Genomic DNA, 16,319 nt, shown 5'->3' with positions numbered 1-16,319 from the left:
AACCCTGTAGCCAGGCAGGGAATCATCCGGACAGAGCAGGAGTGAACGACGATGCAACCGATGGTGGAATTTTGCCTTAACCGTCTAACACCGGATGTCGAGGAAATTCGTGATGAGCTGGCTCAGGACCCTGAAGTGGAGGTACTGGAGACCAGCTGCCTGGGTAACTGTGAAATCTGTGCCGCATCGCCCTATGCCATGGTCAACGGGGAGATCGTTACTGGTGAAACGGCGGCTAAGCTCAGAGAAAACATCCAACAAGCGATCGAAGACCATAAACGGAAGATGGAGGAGCTGTTCGATCTGCTTTAATAAGGGACGGTTGCGATAGATAGGGGTGCCCTTTTGGGCACCCCTTCCGTTTTAGAATAACCATTGTCCGTTTTTCTGCACCGGTTTTCCGTCGAGGTGAATTTCTCCCCCCTTGCGAAGGTCTTTTACCATGTCCCAGTGAATGGCGGATTGGTTGGTACCTCCGCATTCTTCATAAGCCCGGCCCAGAGCAAGGTGAACGCTGCCGCCGATTTTCTCGTCGAAAAGGATATTCTTCGTGTGTTGTTGGATGCCGAAGTTGCACCCGATACCCAATTCACCGAGGTAACGGGCCCCTTCATCCGTATCGAGAGCTTTTCGGAGGTAATCCTCCCCTTTATCCGCCCGGGCTTCCACTACCTTTCCTTCCTGGAAGGTAAGCCGGATGCCGGAAACTTCCTGACCAGCGATGACCGCTGGCCATTCATAGGTGATGATTCCCTCTGTTTTCTGTTCCAGCGGGGCGTAAAAGAATTCGCCGCCGGGCATGTTGTTCTCCCCGCCGTCAATCACTCCTTTACGGCCTTCGATGCTGAGAGTGATGTCGGTCCCTTCGCTGAGGATACGTACTTCCTTGGCTTCGTCGAAACGGGCGGTGGCTGCCTCCATTGTCTTCTTTAATGCGTTCCAATCGATGTTGACGGCTTCGTAGACAAAATCTTCGTAGGCCGATAAGGGCAGGTCCGCATCTTGAGCGAGGGCGGGTGTGGGAAAGAGGGAAACGACCCAGCGGGCTTCACCTTTCATAAATCGCTCATTGAGAGGCATCATTACCTTGTTGCGCTTCTGGAGCTTGACAGGGTCGATTCCTGTCATCTCCCGCCTGTTGACAGGGGCATCAATGTAGATGTTGGCATCCGCCCGTTCCAATATGTATCGCGTGATATCGGGAACGCTCTCCAACTGTTCGTCATCCGCCTCTTCGAAGAATATGCGGGTAAAATCGTTCCCTAGCAATAGGTGGGGGTGGCCACCTCGGCGGACAATGAGGCGGTATATTTCCTCCAGGAGGGGGCGGGCCAGGGAAGTGGAGCGAATGATCACCTCGTCCCCTTTTTTTACTCCGACGGAATGGTCCACTAGAGTTTCTGCCATCTGTTGGATACGCGGATCGGGCAATTGAATCATCCTCTCGGCATAGTCTACGATCTTATTTTGACAGTTCATCAAACACTGGGCAAGATTCCGAACCCTGATAAAAAATAAATTGGTAAAATTGGGTGAAAAAAGGCGGAAGAAAAAAGGAAACGGACGTTCGTACGGCGAATGTCTACTCGATGCGCCAAAATGTCCATATATCCTGCACGTTTGAGGTAAGAATATGACAAATCATTTTCCTGTTGATGGGAAAGAGTTTCATCAACAACTAATTTTGGGTATTATGGAATTTAACCATTATGATCAAAGACTGGATACGAGTATCAGGGGGGCTTTCATTATGGGCCAGTATTGGCTGGAAAGAGAGATAGAAATCACTCGTGCACGGATGGAACAAATGGCGAGAGAATTGGGTTTTACCCATCCTGCTGTGGTGAAGATCAGTCAACAGTTGGACGAGTTGCTCAATCAATGGAACGAGTCGGAATCCCTGGAGAGCCAGGGGGTCTATATCATCCGCCGTTATACATCCAGGATCCGCGAAGTAGCTGTCGGTCGTGCATGAAAGGGAGATCGAAGCTAGGATTAGTGGGCGTTGGTTGTGCCGTGATTCTCTTCTCTGTATAATTTAATGGAGAGGGATGCAATCGGGATCGTAAGCTCACCCTGAAAAAGGAGGAATCCTGTATGATCGAGCTTTCTGAACAAGCCGGCCATAAGATCCGGGAGATGCTGAAGGAAGAAGAAAGCCCGGAAAACCTGTACCTCCGTGTTGGCGTCCAGGGCGGCGGGTGCAGCGGGTTTACCTACGGCATGGGATTTGATGAAAATAAAACCGACCAAGACCAAGAACTAACCATCCAGGGGATCCGCGTATTGGTGGACAAGGACAGTGAAAAGCTGATTCGCGGTCTTCAGATTGACTACAAAGAATCGATGATGGGCGGCGGTTTTACCATCCACAACCCTAACGCGATCGCCACCTGCGGCTGCGGCACCTCGTTCCGCACCGCCGATGAAGAAGGCACCCCGGAGAAATGTTGACGTTTAATTGGACGGCGTGAAAAACGAAAAAGTTGCGGTTTAGGCGATAGATTTTTATCGGTAAGCGACCGTTGATTTAGTCGATAATCTATACCGTCTCCTGCGGTACTTCACCGTAAGGGGGCGGTTTTTTATTTTCCATGGGGACTTTGGGACCATGTTTAAATTCAGCGGAGGTGTGGAAACCCTTTAACAACAATAAGGGATCTGAGAGGGATGGGATTGGCTCCGGCGGTGAGACTATTCTCGGAGGTGTTGATGATGAGCCCGAACAAAAAACGGGAACGCAAGGAGATTGACCGCATGGTGGACGAAGGGCTGGGTGGCGGTCGCACTGGCAGTGCAACTGGACAAATTGATAATCAGGAAGAGCTTGAACAAAAATGGCGTAAAGAGCAGGTGATGGCGAAAGATATCGAAAACGGGGGCCTGGGTCGGTACGACATGGAAATCGACCGGATGGTAAACGAAGGGCTGGGTGGCGGTCGTGTCGGTGAGGGTACTGGGCGGATCGAAGAAAGTGACACACCTCGAAAAGAAGAGGATTGAAAAGGGGATTGAAAGGTGCGGCGCCCGTGAAAGGCGCCTTTTTTACTGATAAAAATCAGACTTCCCATCCCAATCTTCTGTGTTGTATGATGTGGTGAGAATTGGCTTTCTCATACAATCGTGTAGGGAAAAGATCGGCTTGGCCAAGCGGGGGAGGCTGAATGCAGTGGGTGTCGTTCTCTTTATCTTGTTTGTGCAAATCGCCTATGTCACCATCTCCACTATCCGGTTGATCGTGATGATGAAAGGCAATGCAAAGCTGGCTTCGGTGGTTAGTTTCGGTGAAGTCTTTATTTATATGCTGGGTCTGGCCACGGTTTTGGAGAATATCGATGTCTGGTACAACCTGGTCGTCTATTGTTTCGGGTTCGCCTTAGGGGTCTATACTGGTTCCTTGATCGAGGAGAAAATGGCGATGGGTTACGTGACGGTTCAGGTGATTACTCGCAAAGAGGATACAGACATGCCGCAGCAACTAAGAAACGCCGGATTCGGTGTTACTTCCTGGGTCGGAGAGGGCCTTAGCGGGGAACGGCTGGTTCTGATGGTCCTGACCAAGAGGAAGCGCCAAAAGGAATTGGTGGACAAAGTGAAACAAGTCGACAGCCAGGCCTTTGTGGTCTCCAGTGAACCGAAAACTTTTATCGGCGGCTTTTGGATGCGCCGGGTTCAATAGAAAGAGAAAAACCGCCCGGATTGGTGGCGGTTTTTTATAGGCGTATTTCGTGGATCATGATAACTTCTTCGTAGCCGCACTTCCGGCAGAACAGCTGATGAGGGCACAACGCTTCTTCAAGATCCCGGAATCCGTCCGTCCGCTTTAAATCGTCAATGGGGCGGTATGGGCTGTAATCGGCCAGGATATCGAAAAACCGCCCCCGGTCTTCCATCCATTCGCTGCAATGGGGACAGGCGGTGTTTTGTGTTTCAAAGCCGTTACAGACGGGACAGCCGGTCGATAGCAGCCTGTCCATGGCGATCACCGCACTTTATTGGGAATAAGAAGCCAAGCAAGCAGAAGAAGAAAAGAGAGGATCGCTATACTCGTGACCGTGACGATACTTAATCCCTGCCCTTTCATCCCAAAAAAGATCAGAAGAGGGATTACCAAGGTGGCCCCTGTTATCAGGAAGTGGTAAAGGGGGGCGGAGATGTTGCGAACTCGGTTCATAAATTTCCTCCTCTATTTTTTTGTTAGCTTGTCACCTCTCGTCAAAAACATCCATCCAATCACTAAAAAACCCCTCGTAAGAGGGGGGAGGTCAAAGTTTCATATTGGAGCTGTGGCCCGGTTGAAGGCGGGCTTTAGGATCCATGTATTGTTTTGCATTGTTGACGGCAGTGGGGGCTTCCCCGAAGCCGACGGCAATCAATTTCACTTTGCCGGGATAGGTGGCGATATCACCGGCGGCATAGATTCCGGGTATGTTTGTCTCCATGCGGGAGTTGACCACCAGGGAGCCTTTTTCGATTTCCAGCCCCCATTCCTGGATCGGACCCAGGGAGGAAACAAATCCATAACTGACGATGACGGCATCCACATTCAATTCTTCCACCAAGTTTTGTTTTTTATCGGCGATTACCGCTTTTTCGATGTGATCTTCTCCATGGAGGGCGAGGATTTCCCGCGGGGTCACCACTTGCACACGGGAGTTTCGCATCTTCTCCACGCTGGTTTCATGGGCGCGGAATTGATCCCGTCGGTGGATGACAGTCACTTGGTTGGCGATCGGTTCCAACATATTAGCCCAGTCGACCGCTGAATCACCGCCACCAGCAATCAAAACGTCTTTGCCAGCAAACTGTTGTAAATCCTTCACGAAATAGAAAAGGTTGGTATCTTCATACTTCTCACTGCCTGGAATATTTAGCTTTCGGGGTTCGAAAGCGCCACAGCCGGCGGTAATGATGACGGATTTGGACAGATGAACACGCTTGTCTGTGGTGATTTCAAAAATTCCGTCCGCGTTTTTCTCTAAATGAAGTACTTTTTCCTCTATGCAAAAATGGGGGTTGAACAATTGGCATTGTTCTACCAGGTTATCGACGAGTTCTTGAGCCCGAACCTTAGGAAAACCAGCTACGTCGTAAATGTACTTCTCAGGGTAGAGGGCTGAGAGTTGGCCGCCCAGCTGGGGCATGCTCTCGAGTACCTTGACCGTTGATTTTCGCATTCCAGCATAAAATGCGGCAAAGAGGCCTGTGGGGCCGCCGCCGATAATCGTGATATCCATCACTTCAGTTTGTGGTGTATCATCCACTGACATGGGGCGTTGCACCTCCGATCCAATTCTCAAAAGCATGGCGCCTTTGGGGTAGGCAAAAACCGTATGACATGTATTCTACCATGAACCTGAAAAAGGCACCAATCGAAAGGGGGAAAGAAAACCGTGAGCCGAATGGATAGTCAGGGATGAGGCCCAGTGGATTCGAGTCAATAGGGATTCCGTTTTTCCCCTTTGTTGCCAATCATTATTGTACAGTTAATTCTTGTCACCTCACAAGGCTTTTGCGGAAGAGAAGGAGAGAGGAAAAGGATGAGGAGGTCTTTGTGAGGCATTTCACCTAATCTTCGCTTCGGATAGGGAAAGCGGAGGGGGGAAAAATGTGAATGAAGAGACCCCTTGTCAAATCGTTATGAAAATCTTATGATGGACTAGGGAATCGGATGTAGCGGCTGCTTCATTGTGAGATTTTTAACATAGTTAAATGGATGTGGTTATGATGGGTCTTCCTAAAATTGTCGTATTGGGAGCCGGTTACGGGGGTTTGATGACCGTTCTCGGACTCCAAAAACAGCTTAACCATCAGGAAGCGGAAATTACGCTGGTGAACCTGAATCCTTATCATTATGTAACAACAAAACTGCACGAACCCGCTGCGGGTACATTGGATCCCGATTATGCGAGGGTGTCGATTGACTCCCTCATTAACAGGGACAAAGTACGCTTCGTCCAGGATAAGGTAACTGGATTCGATCCGGAAAAAAAGCAGGTTCATCTCGAGGGCTCCGAAGAGCCGCTTTCTTATGACTACCTGGTGTTCGGGCTCGGTGCCGAAACCGAAACCTTCGGTACCAAAGGGGTATTGGAAAATGCCCTCCTGATCAATAGTCTAAACAGTGTCCGGATGATCCGGGAGCGGATTGAATACAATTTCTCCCGCTATCAGATGAGTGAAGAAAAAAGCGACGAATTGATCACCATTGTGGTCGGAGGTGCCGGATTCACTGGAATCGAATTTGTCGGTGAGCTGGTTGATCGGCTGCCTAAGTTGTGCAGGCAGTTCGATATTCCGCGAGAAAAGGTACGGCTGGTCAATATCGAAGCGGCACCAACCGTTCTTCCCGGTTTCGACAAAGATTTGGTCGATTATGCCGTCAAATACCTTGAAGATCGGGGTGTTGAGTTCCGAATCAGCACACCGATCGAAGCGGTTACTCCTGACGGGGTCGTCTTAAAAGGAGGCGAAGAGCTCAAGTCGGCCAATGTAGTTTGGACTTGCGGCGTTCGGGGGAATTCCTTGCTGGAGAAAGCTGGCTTGGAAACCATGCGCGGCCGGGTGAAGGTGGATGAGTTCCTGCGGGCACCGGGTTATGAGGATCTCTTTATCATCGGGGACAACTCTCTGATCCTTAACGACCAGGAGCGTCCTTACCCTCCAACGGCCCAAATGGCTATGCAACAAGGTGAAGCTTTGGCCAAAAACCTGACCGCGATTCTGCGCGGAGGTTCACCGACTTCCTTCCGGTTCCAACTCAAAGGTACGGTGGCTTCCCTCGGAAAAGGTTCTGCCATCGGAATCGTCGGCAATCGAAAAGTCTTTGGTACACAAGCTAGCCTCATAAAAAGGCTCATTGATTGGCGCTGGTACTATATGGTTGGCGGTCTTCCTCTAGTCTTCAAAAAAGCGAAATTCTAATCCCCATCCCTATTGCCTCGTTCCATAGCGGAACGAGGTTTTTTTTATTACAAACAACCGGCGTTAGAACGCCAGTTGTTTTGATTCAGAAGTGGAAGTTGTCCGGGTCTTGGCCTACCCGCTGGCCCCGGTTAAGGTCATTGATTTGCGTCATCTCTTCTTGACTTAGTTCAAAATCGAAGATGTCGGCATTTGCTTTTATCCGATCTTCCCTAACCGATTTGGGAATAGTGACGATCCCGTGTTGCAGATCCCACCGCAGGATGATTTGTGCCGGGGTTTTTCCGTGTATCCGAGCGATTCGTGTAAGTACTTCATGGTCGAGGAGCCGCCCTCGCATCAATGGAGACCAAGCCTCCAGTTGGATGTGATTTTCCCGGCAAAAATGGTGAAGTTCCTTTTGGGTGAGGCGGGGATGGTATTCTACCTGGTTGACCATCGGTTTGATCCGACTGTGTTGCATCAGATCCTTCAGGTGGTGGATGTTGAAATTTGAAACACCGATCGCCCTAGTCTGTCCTTCTTCATATAAACGTTCCATGGCTCGCCAGGTCTCTCGGTACTTCCCTTTGACGGGCCAATGAATCAGGTAGAGGTCAAGGGGACCACAATCCAATTTCCGGCGGCTTTCCTCAAAGGCTCGTAGGGTTTTGTCATACCCCTGATCGGTGTTCCATACTTTGGTGGTGATAAACACCTCATTCCGATTGATTCCGGACTCTCGGACTCCCTGTCCGACCCCTCCTTCGTTTTGGTATAGGGAGGCGGTGTCAATGCTGCGGTAACCATGGCGCAAAGCTGCCGCTACCGCCTGGACGACTTCTTCGCCTTCCATCACTTTGTATACGCCCAGACCCAACCAGGGCATGTGAACCCCATTATGTAGGATGGTCGTATCGGTTATCTCTCGGATCATGGATGGGTACCTCCTTTGGGGTGTTCAGGCCAGTCCTTCGTGATAAAATCTCCGATTTGGTGAAAATCGGAGCATCCTGATGATGATGACGCTTACATAGAGGGAGGGAGCGTTGATATCCAGTTATTCCCTCTTTCTTTTTTTTCGAGATTCCTGTATGATTATCTGAAAATTAAAGAAACGTAACTTCACACCACAGGGGGTTTTTGGTTATGACAACAAATACCTTGATCCGCACGGAGGAAAAGTGCCTCTATTGCGGAGGTCAAGGATATTATCAGTTGCTTTTAGGCGGATCGGAGACTTGCGGGTGCTGCGAAGGCACCGGCAAAAAGCCGAAAAAATGATCAAAGCTCCGGCCATGAGATAGGCCGGAGCTTTTCGTATCAAAGGGTATTGAGACAATCCATCACTTCCGGGTAATGGACACAGGTAAACATTGGCACATCCCGTAAGGTATAGCGGCTGGCCTCTGTCTCCCTAAGCTCCTGAACCAATATGGAGAAATCAGTGATTTCATCCGTTTCGAAGGCGACTACGAACTCGTGGTCATCGATCCCGAAACTGTAGGTGGTATTCAGTTTGACCGATGGGTACTTGCTACCCACCTGGATGTGCTCGTCCATCATGCCTTGGCGGGCCGGATAGGAGAGTTGATACCAATCCCGTGTTTTGATAAAGGGATAGACGAAGAGGTATTTTTTCATTCCCGGAATGATATAAACCCGGGGATTCTGATGTTCAGGATCCATTTTATCCACGTACATACTCCGTTTGGTGAAGGAAAGGTAAGAGTAGGTGATTTCCAGGTATTTGCCCAGCCCTGTATGAAGGAGTCGATGGCTCATCTCTTGGAAAGTCTCCACCTGTTTAGCGATCCGCCACAACATAAAGTCAGCATCAGAACGGATCCCCACCATGGAGTAAGCATTGACCATCGTGCCACTGCCTTGGTATTCCTTCACGACAGCGGTGAATTCTTCTTTCCCTTTTTGTTGCTCATCCGCACTTAGACGGCGGAAAGCGGGGTCGACTTTGAAAAAGACAAAATTGACGAACTGGGTCGGCAATTTCGGCCTGGACTGTTGGTCAGCGCCGGCTTGCGGGCCGGAAGCTGTGCCCGGGCGACCCATCGGAGGTCTTCCTCCCGATTGTGGACGCATGCTGCAATCCCCCTATATTCGCGACTTCACAACCTATTGTAATCCAAAGCTGAGCCTTCCCGCAAACAGACCGGGAAAGTGTCAGTAGAAAGCCACAAACCGTCCTCTTCGTTCATTGACCCCATTCCCGATTTTCTGTAAACTGATCGATGATTGAAGGTTTCATTTTCAGCTTCCTTTCGGAGGGATGGTTGTGAGTCTGCCCCAAATTGTCGTCGCCGTATTACTGTTCACTTTTATGGGTTTTGGAATTTCCTTCATTTTAAATATGATCCTGAAAACCACCTGGGTGCCGTTAGTTCTTTACGCCGGTCTCCTCACTTATTATTTTGTCACCATGGGAGTGTTGAAGAGCGGTGACTATCTGATGTTGGCCATGGGGCTGATCGGGATCCTGGCGGGAAGTTGGACGATCCGATACCTTAGGGTAAACGGATACCGGATGTTTTAAAACCGGGCTACAGTCCGGATCAGGGGTGGAGGGCCGGATTTCCGACTCCGCGCCCGATGTACCTCCCGCAGATGCAGGGAATGTCGCTCCGCTGAGTGGTCGGTCGAACAGGCGCTTCGCCGGAAACCGGCCCGCCTTTGTGGTGCAGGAAGGAACTTTGTCAGCAGTCTCAACGCCTCCGAGTGGAGGCGTATTTCTTTATCACAAGGGGTTATCGGGATCGGCTTCATGGAACACGTCGGGGTACAAAAGGTGAGCCAAGTGTTGGATACCCGTCAGTATCCGTTGGGAAGGACGGCAATACCAGCCTTCCTCCAGGATGTGGACTCGCTCTTCCCTGGCGAAAGGAAGGCCCTTCCATGGGGGGCGGTTGAGGATGAGGCTTTTTTTAACTCGATGGATAGGGACGCCGGTCCAAGCAACCAAGGTGAAATCCGGCCTCCGTCTGGCGACTTCATCCCAGTCCGTTTGAATCGCTTGGCCTTCATCATCTCCGAAGACATTGATCCCTCCGACAATTTGGCTGACATCGGTCAACCAGTTGGCTTTTCCGGGGGTAAAGACCGGTTTTGGCCACCATTCCCAATAAAGGCGAGGAGAGGGCCGATTAAGGGGGACCCTGGTTTTGATTTCATCCAGTCGGGATTGGAATTTTTCAGCCAATAATCGGGCAAGGTATTCCACTCCTGCCTGTCGCCCCACTTTTACCAGGTCGGATGGAATACCTTCAATCCGATCCGGGTATAAAACCACATGAGGAATACGTTCTCTTTCCAGCTTTTCGATGTTTTTCTCCATGCCCGGGACGCTAAGAGATGCTAGCACCCAGTCTGGCTTGAGAGCCTTTACTTTTTCTATATCAATATTCAGGTCCGGGCCGAGGCGAGGGAGTTCATTGACCGCTTCTGGCCAGTCCGAATAATCGTCTACACCGACTACTTGGTCTCCCAGCCCCAAGGCAAATAAGATTTCCGTGTTACTGGGACAGATTGACACGATACGTTGCATTCCCACTCAACTCCTTTGACGTGTGAAAAAGTGAAAGGCCCCAATGATCCGAAAGGAGAACCCATTTTCATGGCTGTTGATATGAAAAACGTTGTAAAACCTTTTCAATGGCGACGCAATTTTCGGATAAAAGGACAAGCCGTAACCCTCCGACCCGCTAACGAGGACGATGCGGCCGAACTTGCCCAGCGTCTCGCGAAAGTGGTGGAAGAACAGGTTTATCTGGACCAAACCCCTGACAAAAAGCCGAACAAAGAGGACGAGAGGGCGGAGATACGCAAGATACAGGATAACGGCGGAATGTACACCGTGGTAGAGGTTGATGGTAAGATTTCCGGGGTTGCCCTGTTAATTCGTGGTTCAGAAGGAGTGAGCCACCATACGGCAAAATTCCGCACATGGTTGGTCCCCGGTTACCGGGGGACGGGCCTCGGAAAAAAGCTGATGGAATACACGATCGAGTGGGCAAGTAGAAAAGGCATCGAGAAAATCAATCTGGATGTGTGGTCCAGCAATAATCGGGCGATTCAGTTGTATAAGAAATATGGATTTCGCCTGGAAGGAAGGCGCCGCCGACAGGCGATCCTGAAAGGGAAGTATGTGGACGAAATCTTTATGAGTCGCTTTCTTTGATTTCCGGCGTATCAGATCCACAACCAGTAAAGGAGCAAGGCGATTCCTATGCCAAACCAAGCACCTATAAAGACCTCGATGGGTTGATGACCCAGGATCTCCTTTAATTTCACCCCTGTTTCCCGGGGTGATTTTTGTTTGATATGACGGATTTCATCCAACACCTGAGAGAAATCTTCGGCTAATTGATTAAGTACCTGTGCTTGCATCCCAGCCTGACGCCGAACTCCTGTCGCGTCATACATGACAATCAGGGCAAGGACGGTGGTGATGGCAAAGAAAGGAGAGCCGAATCCTTCCCAGATCCCGATGGATGTCGCCAGGGAGGTGACAGCTGCTGTGTGTCCGCTGGGCATACCGCCGGTGTTGAGCACCCAGTTCCAGTCCCACTGACGGGTGATCGTATAGTTCCAGGGAACCTTCAGGAGCTGGGCCAAAGTAATGGCCGTTAGGGCAGCCCAAAGGGGGTAGTTGTCCAAAAGCGTGTTCCACATCAGTATATGCCGCCTTTCATTTCAATCATCGATCATACTGGATCTCATGTTGTCGTTAAAAGGGAAGCGATTTTTATTTTACCGCTTCTCGGACGGGAAAGGAAGTTCAAAAGGAGGATGGCTGGGGAAAAGGTGCGTAGTAGGAGAATTTGGATCATGAGTCGATTCGGAGGGAGAGGCATGGATCGGATAAAACAATGGGTGATGGTCGGCTTGGTAGTCTCGGGTCTGCTCTGTATGGCAGGGGCACTCTCCTTCGGTCTATACGCTTCCAAGGAGTTGTCTCCCTTTGACCAACTGAATGTACCCGATAGAGATATTCCCTCTTACCGAGTGGAAGAGCGGGTGGATCGGCCGGGAGAAGAGGTTCCTTTCTTAAAGGCAAAACTTTCCACACAGGCACAATCGGAAATGGATCTAAAAAAAGTGGCAGCGGATTATATGGATCGGAATAAAGCGGGATATGCTTATATCCGGGTTCAGGTGATGGCAGGAGAGAAACGGCGGCGGGGAACCTTTGTCCAATCGGGTCGGGCAGCGGATCTCCTCGGGCTGGAGCGAACCCACCAATACCCTGCTGTTACCTATGATCGCCGATAAATAAAGGGAGATATGAAGACAAAGGGGGAGGATTTTGTTGACACTAGATGTTTTCCGGGTATGGAACCGGACGTTGAAGTGGCTCTCCACCGTGGATCACAAAGAAATCGGTATCCTTTACCTTGTTTTTGCAGGCTTCAATGCCCTTCGCGCGGGAATTGACGCGATCACGATCCGAACGCAGCTGGCGCTTCCCGGAAACACCCTTATCACAGGAGATAAATACAACGAATTTATGAGTATGCACGGGATCGTGATGATTTTTTTCGTGGCGATGCCGTTGTTGATCGGGTTGATGAATGTGATTGTACCTTTGCAAATCGGGGCGAGGGACGTAGCTTTTCCCTATATGAACGCTCTTAGTCTCTGGTTGTTCGCTTTCGGTTGCCTTCTCGTCAATATCAGCTTTCTTCTCGGCGGGGCGCCGGATGCGGGGTGGACTTCCTATACCCCCGTCGCCCTTAATCCATTTAGCCCAGGGCCAGGCATTGACTATTACGTACTGGGTGTACAGATCTCCGGGATCGGCACATTGGCCACTGGGATCAACTTTCTTGTCACCATTTTCAATATTAGGGCCCCAGGAATGTCATTTTTACGGATGCCCCTTTTTACCTGGACTTCTTTTATCACCTCGGCTCTCATCCTGTTCGCCTTCCCACCCTTGACCACGGGACTCTTGCTTCTCATGTTCGACCGGGTTTTCGGTACCAATTTTTTCTATGAATCCTTTGGCGGCAATCCCTTGATCTGGCAGCATCTCTTTTGGATTTTTGGTCATCCGGAGGTGTACATTCTCATTCTACCCGCTTTCGGAATTCTGTCTGAGGTGATCAGTACATTCTCCCGAAAAAGGTTGTTCGGTTATACCTCGATGGTGTTTGCCACGTTGCTGATCGGCTTTCTTAGCTTTATGGTGTGGGCTCATCATATGTTTACCGTTGGATTGGGGCCCGTAGCCAATTCCATTTTTGCAGTCGCGACGATGACGATTGCCGTCCCGACGGGAATCAAAGTTTTCAACTGGCTGTTTACGATGTGGGGCGGCAAACTGCGCTTTTCGACGGCGATGCTGTTTGCTGTGGGATTTATCCCTACATTCGTGTTGGGCGGGGTGACAGGGGTGATGCTGTCGGTGGCTCCTGGGGATTATCAATTTCATGACAGCTACTTCGTGGTCGCTCATTTCCATTATGTCCTGATCGGAGGAACCATCTTAGGTATTTTTTCGGGGCTTTATTACTGGTGGCCCAAGTTCTCTGGCAAACGATTGGGTGAAAAGCTTGGCCGATGGCATTTCTGGTTCTTTTTTATCGGTTTTCATTTCACCTTCTTTCCCCAGCATTTTCTCGGGCTGTACGGTATGCCACGTCGGGTCTTTACCTATTCATCGGAGCCGATGCTAAACGGGCTCAACCTTCTGAGTACCGCAGGTGCCTACCTGATGGGGATGGGAATGCTGTTTTTCCTGGTAAACATGGTGATCACCATCCTATATGGAGAACGAAAGGATGAAGCCGACCCCTGGGACGGCCGCACCCTGGAGTGGTCGGTCCCTTCCCCCGTGCCGGAAGTGAACTTCACCCGTCTGCCGCGTATCCATTCCTTGGATGCCTTCTGGCAAAAGAAACACGGAAACGAAAAGGCCCTTGAGGAGCAGAAGCAGAGGGAGCCGATCCATGTGCCCTCTCCTACCTTTCAGCCGCTTTTTCTGGCTATGGGGCTCTTCCTGGCGGGATTGGGCTTCATCTGGCGTTCGCTGGAGTTTGAAGTCGGGGGTCTTCTCTGGGTGATTGGGTTCCTCTTTTGGCGTTCCTTTGACCGAGATCAGGGTGTCCTCTTTGATCCCGATACCCTGAAACGGTTGAAAGGGTGAGCGAGGGAGGCTTGGTCAGATCGGCCATCTTCGCGTTGACCGATGGGGAGGGGATTGGGTATGCTGGGTTCGCACACATCAACCGCCGGACGGCAGACAGCCCGTCTGGATCACTCTGAGGCCCCACCCCTTACCAAGAAACACATCCAGGGAGGCGAATCGATTGACCCATGTGATCAAGGAAGGCGATCTATTTCTATACACGGACGCCCGGGGGGATATGCCCCGAGACAACGAGGAAAAACTAGGCTTGTATATGAAAGATACCCGGTTTCTCCACCAATGGGAATGGTCCCTAGGGGAGGTTCCTCTCCGGCTTCTTTCTGCGGAGGCCGATGGGGCGGAAAGCTTATATCGGTATACCCAAGAGGAGGGCGTTCAGCTCTCCGGTGAAATCCTGAAGCGGGATACCATAGAGATTAGCCGTCGCCGTCGAATTTATGAGGGGGTGCTCTACGAGACCTTTACCTTCCTCAATCGGGGGGGTAAGCCGGCAGCAGTTCCCCTCCATTTCCAATTTGACGCGGATTTTTCCGATGTGTTTTTCATCAAGGGAAACAAAGAGGTGGAGATGGGGGAACGAGAGCCGGTCCGTTGGACGGAGACGGGCCTTCACTTTGACTACCAAGGTACGGATGGGCTTAAGCGCTCGACGGCTATCCAGATCGCTCCGGCACCGGATTCACCGGGAGAGGGGGGAGATCTTCGGATGACCCTCTACTTGGAACCCCACCTTGTCAAAAGAGTGAGTCTCCGGATTCTTCCGACCGTGGACGATGAAACCCACTCTCTCTATGAGGAAAGTGTTGTGGAAGAGACGATCGGGGACCTGTATCGAGAGTGGTACGAGGCATCACCGGAAGTGGAATCGGATTCCGGCGCCTTCGACGAACTGTACCGGCGGAGCCTGACCGATTTGCGTATGTTGCTGATCGATCTCGGAGAGGGCCCGTTTCCTGCGGCGGGTCTCCCCTGGTTCGGAGCCCCTTTCGGTAGAGACAGCCTGATCACGGCTCTTCAGTCTCTCCCTGTCAACCTAGAAATGGCTAAGAACGTCGTCCGCACCCTGGCCCGTTATCAAGGAAAAGAGGTCAATCCTTACCGAGAGGAGGAACCGGGAAAGATTCTGCATGAGGTTCGCTTCGGTGAATTGGCGGCGACGGAAAAGATTCCCCATACGCCATACTACGGCTCCATCGACGCGACTCCCCTCTACCTGATTCTCATCGCCGAAGTTTACCGCTGGACGGGAGATATGGATTTCGTTCAGGAGATGCTTCCCAGTGCACAGAAAGCCTTGGAGTGGATGAACACCTTTGGTGATCCGGGGAATTTGGGCTATACGGCGTTTTATTCCCGTTCCGAGCAGGGGTTGGCTTACCAAGGGTGGAAATATTCCAAGGAATCGGTTATCCATGAGGACGGGGGGCAGGCAAAGCCGCCGATCGCCCTTGCCGAGGTGCAGGGCTATGTCTACTGGGCCAAGCGAAGCTGGTCGGATCTCTTTCATCACATGGGCAACATCGAAGAATCCCGGCGCCTGTCAAAGGAAGCTGAGGCTTTAAGAACACGGTTTCGCCGGGATTTCTGGGTCGAGGAGGAAGGATATCCAGCCATAGCCCTGGACGGAGAAAAGAAACGGGTAGAAACAGTATCGAGCAACCCCGCCCACTGCTTGGCGGCGGGTATGTTTAATCAAGAGGAAGCCTTTCGTGTCGCCAGGCGCCTCTTCATGCCCGATCTATTCAGCGGGTGGGGTATTCGCACCCTGAGTAGCGAAGCGGGTTCTTACAACCCTTTCAGTGTTCATAACGGCTCTGTCTGGCCCCACGACAACTCTCTTATTCTCCTCGGACTAAAGAAGATGGGTTTCCATGATGAGTCGGATCGGCTGATCATTGGGCTGCTAGAGGCGGCAGCCTGTTTCCCGGGCCACCGCCTTCCTGAGTTTTTTTGCGGCTATGGGAAGGATGAGGGAAGTCTTGTTCCCTATCCTGCGGCCTGCTCCCCTCAGGCTTGGGCTGCGGGTACCGGCTTTGCCATTCTGCAGGCGATCCTCGGGATCGTTCCCGATGCCGCTCGCCGTAAGTTGTATTTGTCCCCGCGCTTGCCGGAGGGGATCAACCGCCTGACCATTCGGCGGTTGAAAGCGGGACAGGGTAGCCTGGACCTAAAATTGAGCCGAGTCGGAAACGCCACATATGCTCAATTGACTGAGAACACGACAGGTTGGTCGGTCATTCTTTCCACCTAA

20 protein-coding genes are annotated in these 16,319 nt (G+C 51.2%); 12 read left to right on the top strand and 8 right to left on the bottom strand.

What is annotated here, in order from left to right:
- The first annotated feature begins 51 nt into the window (after positions 1-51).
- Complete coding sequence (locus ACFOUO_RS04220) at positions 52-312, top strand: DUF1450 domain-containing protein (RefSeq protein ID WP_380702471.1); 261 nt, start codon at positions 52-54, stop codon at positions 310-312.
- Between the two features lie 51 nt (positions 313-363).
- Here the strand turns inward: ACFOUO_RS04220 and ACFOUO_RS04215 are convergent, their stop codons facing one another.
- Positions 364-1,431 carry an aminopeptidase gene (locus ACFOUO_RS04215; protein WP_380702469.1) on the bottom strand — a complete coding sequence of 356 codons (1,068 nt, stop codon included), beginning with the start codon at positions 1,429-1,431 and terminating at the stop codon, positions 364-366.
- A 319-nt stretch (positions 1,432-1,750) separates the two neighbouring features.
- Between ACFOUO_RS04215 and ACFOUO_RS04210 the strand changes: the two genes are divergently transcribed.
- The 4 genes from ACFOUO_RS04210 (at position 1,751) to ACFOUO_RS04195 (ending at position 3,679) form a co-directional block, all read left to right on the top strand.
- Complete coding sequence (locus ACFOUO_RS04210; protein WP_380702467.1) at positions 1,751-1,975, top strand: Spo0E family sporulation regulatory protein-aspartic acid phosphatase; 225 nt, start codon at positions 1,751-1,753, stop codon at positions 1,973-1,975.
- A gap of 122 nt (positions 1,976-2,097) precedes the next feature.
- Positions 2,098-2,454: a HesB/IscA family protein gene (locus ACFOUO_RS04205; protein WP_380702465.1), complete on the top strand. Its 357-nt coding sequence runs from the start codon at positions 2,098-2,100 to the stop codon at positions 2,452-2,454.
- A 261-nt stretch (positions 2,455-2,715) separates the two neighbouring features.
- Positions 2,716-3,003, top strand: a complete 288-nt coding sequence (locus ACFOUO_RS04200) for a hypothetical protein (RefSeq protein ID WP_380702462.1) — start codon at positions 2,716-2,718, stop codon at positions 3,001-3,003.
- Positions 3,004-3,169: 166 nt separating this feature from the next.
- Positions 3,170-3,679, top strand: coding sequence for a DUF2179 domain-containing protein (locus ACFOUO_RS04195; protein WP_380702460.1), 510 nt, complete (start codon positions 3,170-3,172; stop codon positions 3,677-3,679).
- A gap of 34 nt (positions 3,680-3,713) precedes the next feature.
- On the opposite strand, the gene ACFOUO_RS04190 is transcribed toward ACFOUO_RS04195, so the two are convergent.
- The 3 genes from ACFOUO_RS04190 to ACFOUO_RS04180 form a co-directional block, all read right to left on the bottom strand.
- Complete coding sequence (locus tag ACFOUO_RS04190; protein WP_380702458.1) at positions 3,714-3,977, bottom strand: hypothetical protein; 264 nt, start codon at positions 3,975-3,977, stop codon at positions 3,714-3,716.
- 5 nt (positions 3,978-3,982) lie between these two features.
- Positions 3,983-4,174: a hypothetical protein gene (locus ACFOUO_RS04185; RefSeq protein ID WP_380702456.1), complete on the bottom strand. Its 192-nt coding sequence runs from the start codon at positions 4,172-4,174 to the stop codon at positions 3,983-3,985.
- 91 nt (positions 4,175-4,265) lie between these two features.
- A complete protein-coding gene (locus tag ACFOUO_RS04180; protein ID WP_380702454.1) occupies positions 4,266-5,270 on the bottom strand; it encodes an NAD(P)/FAD-dependent oxidoreductase in 1,005 nt (334 codons plus the stop codon).
- A 457-nt stretch (positions 5,271-5,727) separates the two neighbouring features.
- Between ACFOUO_RS04180 and ACFOUO_RS04175 the strand changes: the two genes are divergently transcribed.
- On the top strand, positions 5,728-6,924 hold the full coding sequence (locus ACFOUO_RS04175; protein WP_380702452.1) for an NAD(P)/FAD-dependent oxidoreductase: 1,197 nt from the start codon (positions 5,728-5,730) through the stop codon (positions 6,922-6,924).
- Positions 6,925-7,009: 85 nt separating this feature from the next.
- Here ACFOUO_RS04175 and ACFOUO_RS04170 read toward each other — a convergent pair whose 3' ends face one another.
- Positions 7,010-7,840 (bottom strand): aldo/keto reductase, encoded by an 831-nt coding sequence (locus ACFOUO_RS04170; RefSeq protein ID WP_380702450.1) that lies wholly within the window; start codon positions 7,838-7,840, stop codon positions 7,010-7,012.
- 212 nt (positions 7,841-8,052) lie between these two features.
- Here ACFOUO_RS04170 and ACFOUO_RS04165 point away from each other — a divergent pair, with 212 nt between their 5' ends.
- Positions 8,053-8,187 carry a YuiA family protein gene (locus tag ACFOUO_RS04165; protein ID WP_380702448.1) on the top strand — a complete coding sequence of 45 codons (135 nt, stop codon included), beginning with the start codon at positions 8,053-8,055 and terminating at the stop codon, positions 8,185-8,187.
- Between the two features lie 39 nt (positions 8,188-8,226).
- Here the strand turns inward: ACFOUO_RS04165 and ACFOUO_RS04160 are convergent, their stop codons facing one another.
- Positions 8,227-8,973 carry a chlorite dismutase family protein gene (locus ACFOUO_RS04160; protein WP_380702446.1) on the bottom strand — a complete coding sequence of 249 codons (747 nt, stop codon included), beginning with the start codon at positions 8,971-8,973 and terminating at the stop codon, positions 8,227-8,229.
- 223 nt (positions 8,974-9,196) lie between these two features.
- Between ACFOUO_RS04160 and ACFOUO_RS04155 the strand changes: the two genes are divergently transcribed.
- On the top strand, positions 9,197-9,454 hold the full coding sequence (locus tag ACFOUO_RS04155; RefSeq protein WP_380702444.1) for a YuiB family protein: 258 nt from the start codon (positions 9,197-9,199) through the stop codon (positions 9,452-9,454).
- Positions 9,455-9,655: 201 nt separating this feature from the next.
- On the opposite strand, the gene ACFOUO_RS04150 is transcribed toward ACFOUO_RS04155, so the two are convergent.
- The gene (locus tag ACFOUO_RS04150; RefSeq protein WP_380702442.1) at positions 9,656-10,462 is read right to left on the bottom strand and encodes a cobalamin-binding protein; all 807 of its coding nucleotides are present in this window, start codon (positions 10,460-10,462) and stop codon (positions 9,656-9,658) included.
- Between the two features lie 69 nt (positions 10,463-10,531).
- On the opposite strand from ACFOUO_RS04150, the gene ACFOUO_RS04145 reads away from it, so the two are divergent.
- Positions 10,532-11,095, top strand: coding sequence for a GNAT family N-acetyltransferase (locus ACFOUO_RS04145; protein WP_380702440.1), 564 nt, complete (start codon positions 10,532-10,534; stop codon positions 11,093-11,095).
- 11 nt (positions 11,096-11,106) lie between these two features.
- On the opposite strand, the gene ACFOUO_RS04140 is transcribed toward ACFOUO_RS04145, so the two are convergent.
- Entirely contained in the window at positions 11,107-11,589 is a 483-nt protein-coding gene (locus tag ACFOUO_RS04140) for a divergent PAP2 family protein (protein ID WP_380702438.1), read from the bottom strand.
- A gap of 156 nt (positions 11,590-11,745) precedes the next feature.
- Here ACFOUO_RS04140 and ACFOUO_RS04135 point away from each other — a divergent pair, with 156 nt between their 5' ends.
- From ACFOUO_RS04135 to ACFOUO_RS04125, 3 genes are all read left to right on the top strand, one after another.
- Complete coding sequence (locus ACFOUO_RS04135) at positions 11,746-12,189, top strand: hypothetical protein (RefSeq protein ID WP_380702435.1); 444 nt, start codon at positions 11,746-11,748, stop codon at positions 12,187-12,189.
- A 34-nt stretch (positions 12,190-12,223) separates the two neighbouring features.
- Positions 12,224-14,065: a cytochrome c oxidase subunit I gene (ctaD, locus tag ACFOUO_RS04130; RefSeq protein ID WP_449329108.1), complete on the top strand. Its 1,842-nt coding sequence runs from the start codon at positions 12,224-12,226 to the stop codon at positions 14,063-14,065.
- Between the two features lie 172 nt (positions 14,066-14,237).
- Positions 14,238-16,319 carry an amylo-alpha-1,6-glucosidase gene (locus ACFOUO_RS04125; protein ID WP_380703249.1) on the top strand — a complete coding sequence of 694 codons (2,082 nt, stop codon included), beginning with the start codon at positions 14,238-14,240 and terminating at the stop codon, positions 16,317-16,319.

This window comes from Salinithrix halophila, assembly GCF_042650125.1.
In the GTDB taxonomy this organism is placed as follows: domain Bacteria; phylum Bacillota; class Bacilli; order Thermoactinomycetales; family DSM-45169; genus Salinithrix; species Salinithrix halophila.
This window is presented reverse-complemented; position numbering and strand designations above follow the sequence as displayed.

What these genes read in the sequence shown, in the direction of transcription:
- ACFOUO_RS04135 (WP_380702435.1), top strand. Translation starts at nt 11,746, where the DNA reads ATGAGTCGATTCGGAGGGAGAGGCATGGATCGGATAAAACAATGGGTG.
- ACFOUO_RS04150 (WP_380702442.1), bottom strand. Translation starts at nt 10,462, where the DNA reads ATGCAACGTATCGTGTCAATCTGTCCCAGTAACACGGAAATCTTATTT.
- ACFOUO_RS04210 (WP_380702467.1), top strand. Translation starts at nt 1,751, where the DNA reads ATGGGCCAGTATTGGCTGGAAAGAGAGATAGAAATCACTCGTGCACGG.
- ACFOUO_RS04170 (WP_380702450.1), bottom strand. Translation starts at nt 7,840, where the DNA reads ATGATCCGAGAGATAACCGATACGACCATCCTACATAATGGGGTTCAC.
- ACFOUO_RS04140 (WP_380702438.1), bottom strand. Translation starts at nt 11,589, where the DNA reads ATGTGGAACACGCTTTTGGACAACTACCCCCTTTGGGCTGCCCTAACG.
- ACFOUO_RS04220 (WP_380702471.1), top strand. Translation starts at nt 52, where the DNA reads ATGCAACCGATGGTGGAATTTTGCCTTAACCGTCTAACACCGGATGTC.
- ACFOUO_RS04145 (WP_380702440.1), top strand. Translation starts at nt 10,532, where the DNA reads ATGGCTGTTGATATGAAAAACGTTGTAAAACCTTTTCAATGGCGACGC.
- ACFOUO_RS04160 (WP_380702446.1), bottom strand. Translation starts at nt 8,973, where the DNA reads ATGGGTCGCCCGGGCACAGCTTCCGGCCCGCAAGCCGGCGCTGACCAA.
- ACFOUO_RS04200 (WP_380702462.1), top strand. Translation starts at nt 2,716, where the DNA reads ATGAGCCCGAACAAAAAACGGGAACGCAAGGAGATTGACCGCATGGTG.
- ACFOUO_RS04190 (WP_380702458.1), bottom strand. Translation starts at nt 3,977, where the DNA reads ATGGACAGGCTGCTATCGACCGGCTGTCCCGTCTGTAACGGCTTTGAA.
- ACFOUO_RS04205 (WP_380702465.1), top strand. Translation starts at nt 2,098, where the DNA reads ATGATCGAGCTTTCTGAACAAGCCGGCCATAAGATCCGGGAGATGCTG.
- ACFOUO_RS04175 (WP_380702452.1), top strand. Translation starts at nt 5,728, where the DNA reads ATGGGTCTTCCTAAAATTGTCGTATTGGGAGCCGGTTACGGGGGTTTG.
- ACFOUO_RS04180 (WP_380702454.1), bottom strand. Translation starts at nt 5,270, where the DNA reads ATGTCAGTGGATGATACACCACAAACTGAAGTGATGGATATCACGATT.
- ACFOUO_RS04165 (WP_380702448.1), top strand. Translation starts at nt 8,053, where the DNA reads ATGACAACAAATACCTTGATCCGCACGGAGGAAAAGTGCCTCTATTGC.
- ACFOUO_RS04185 (WP_380702456.1), bottom strand. Translation starts at nt 4,174, where the DNA reads ATGAACCGAGTTCGCAACATCTCCGCCCCCCTTTACCACTTCCTGATA.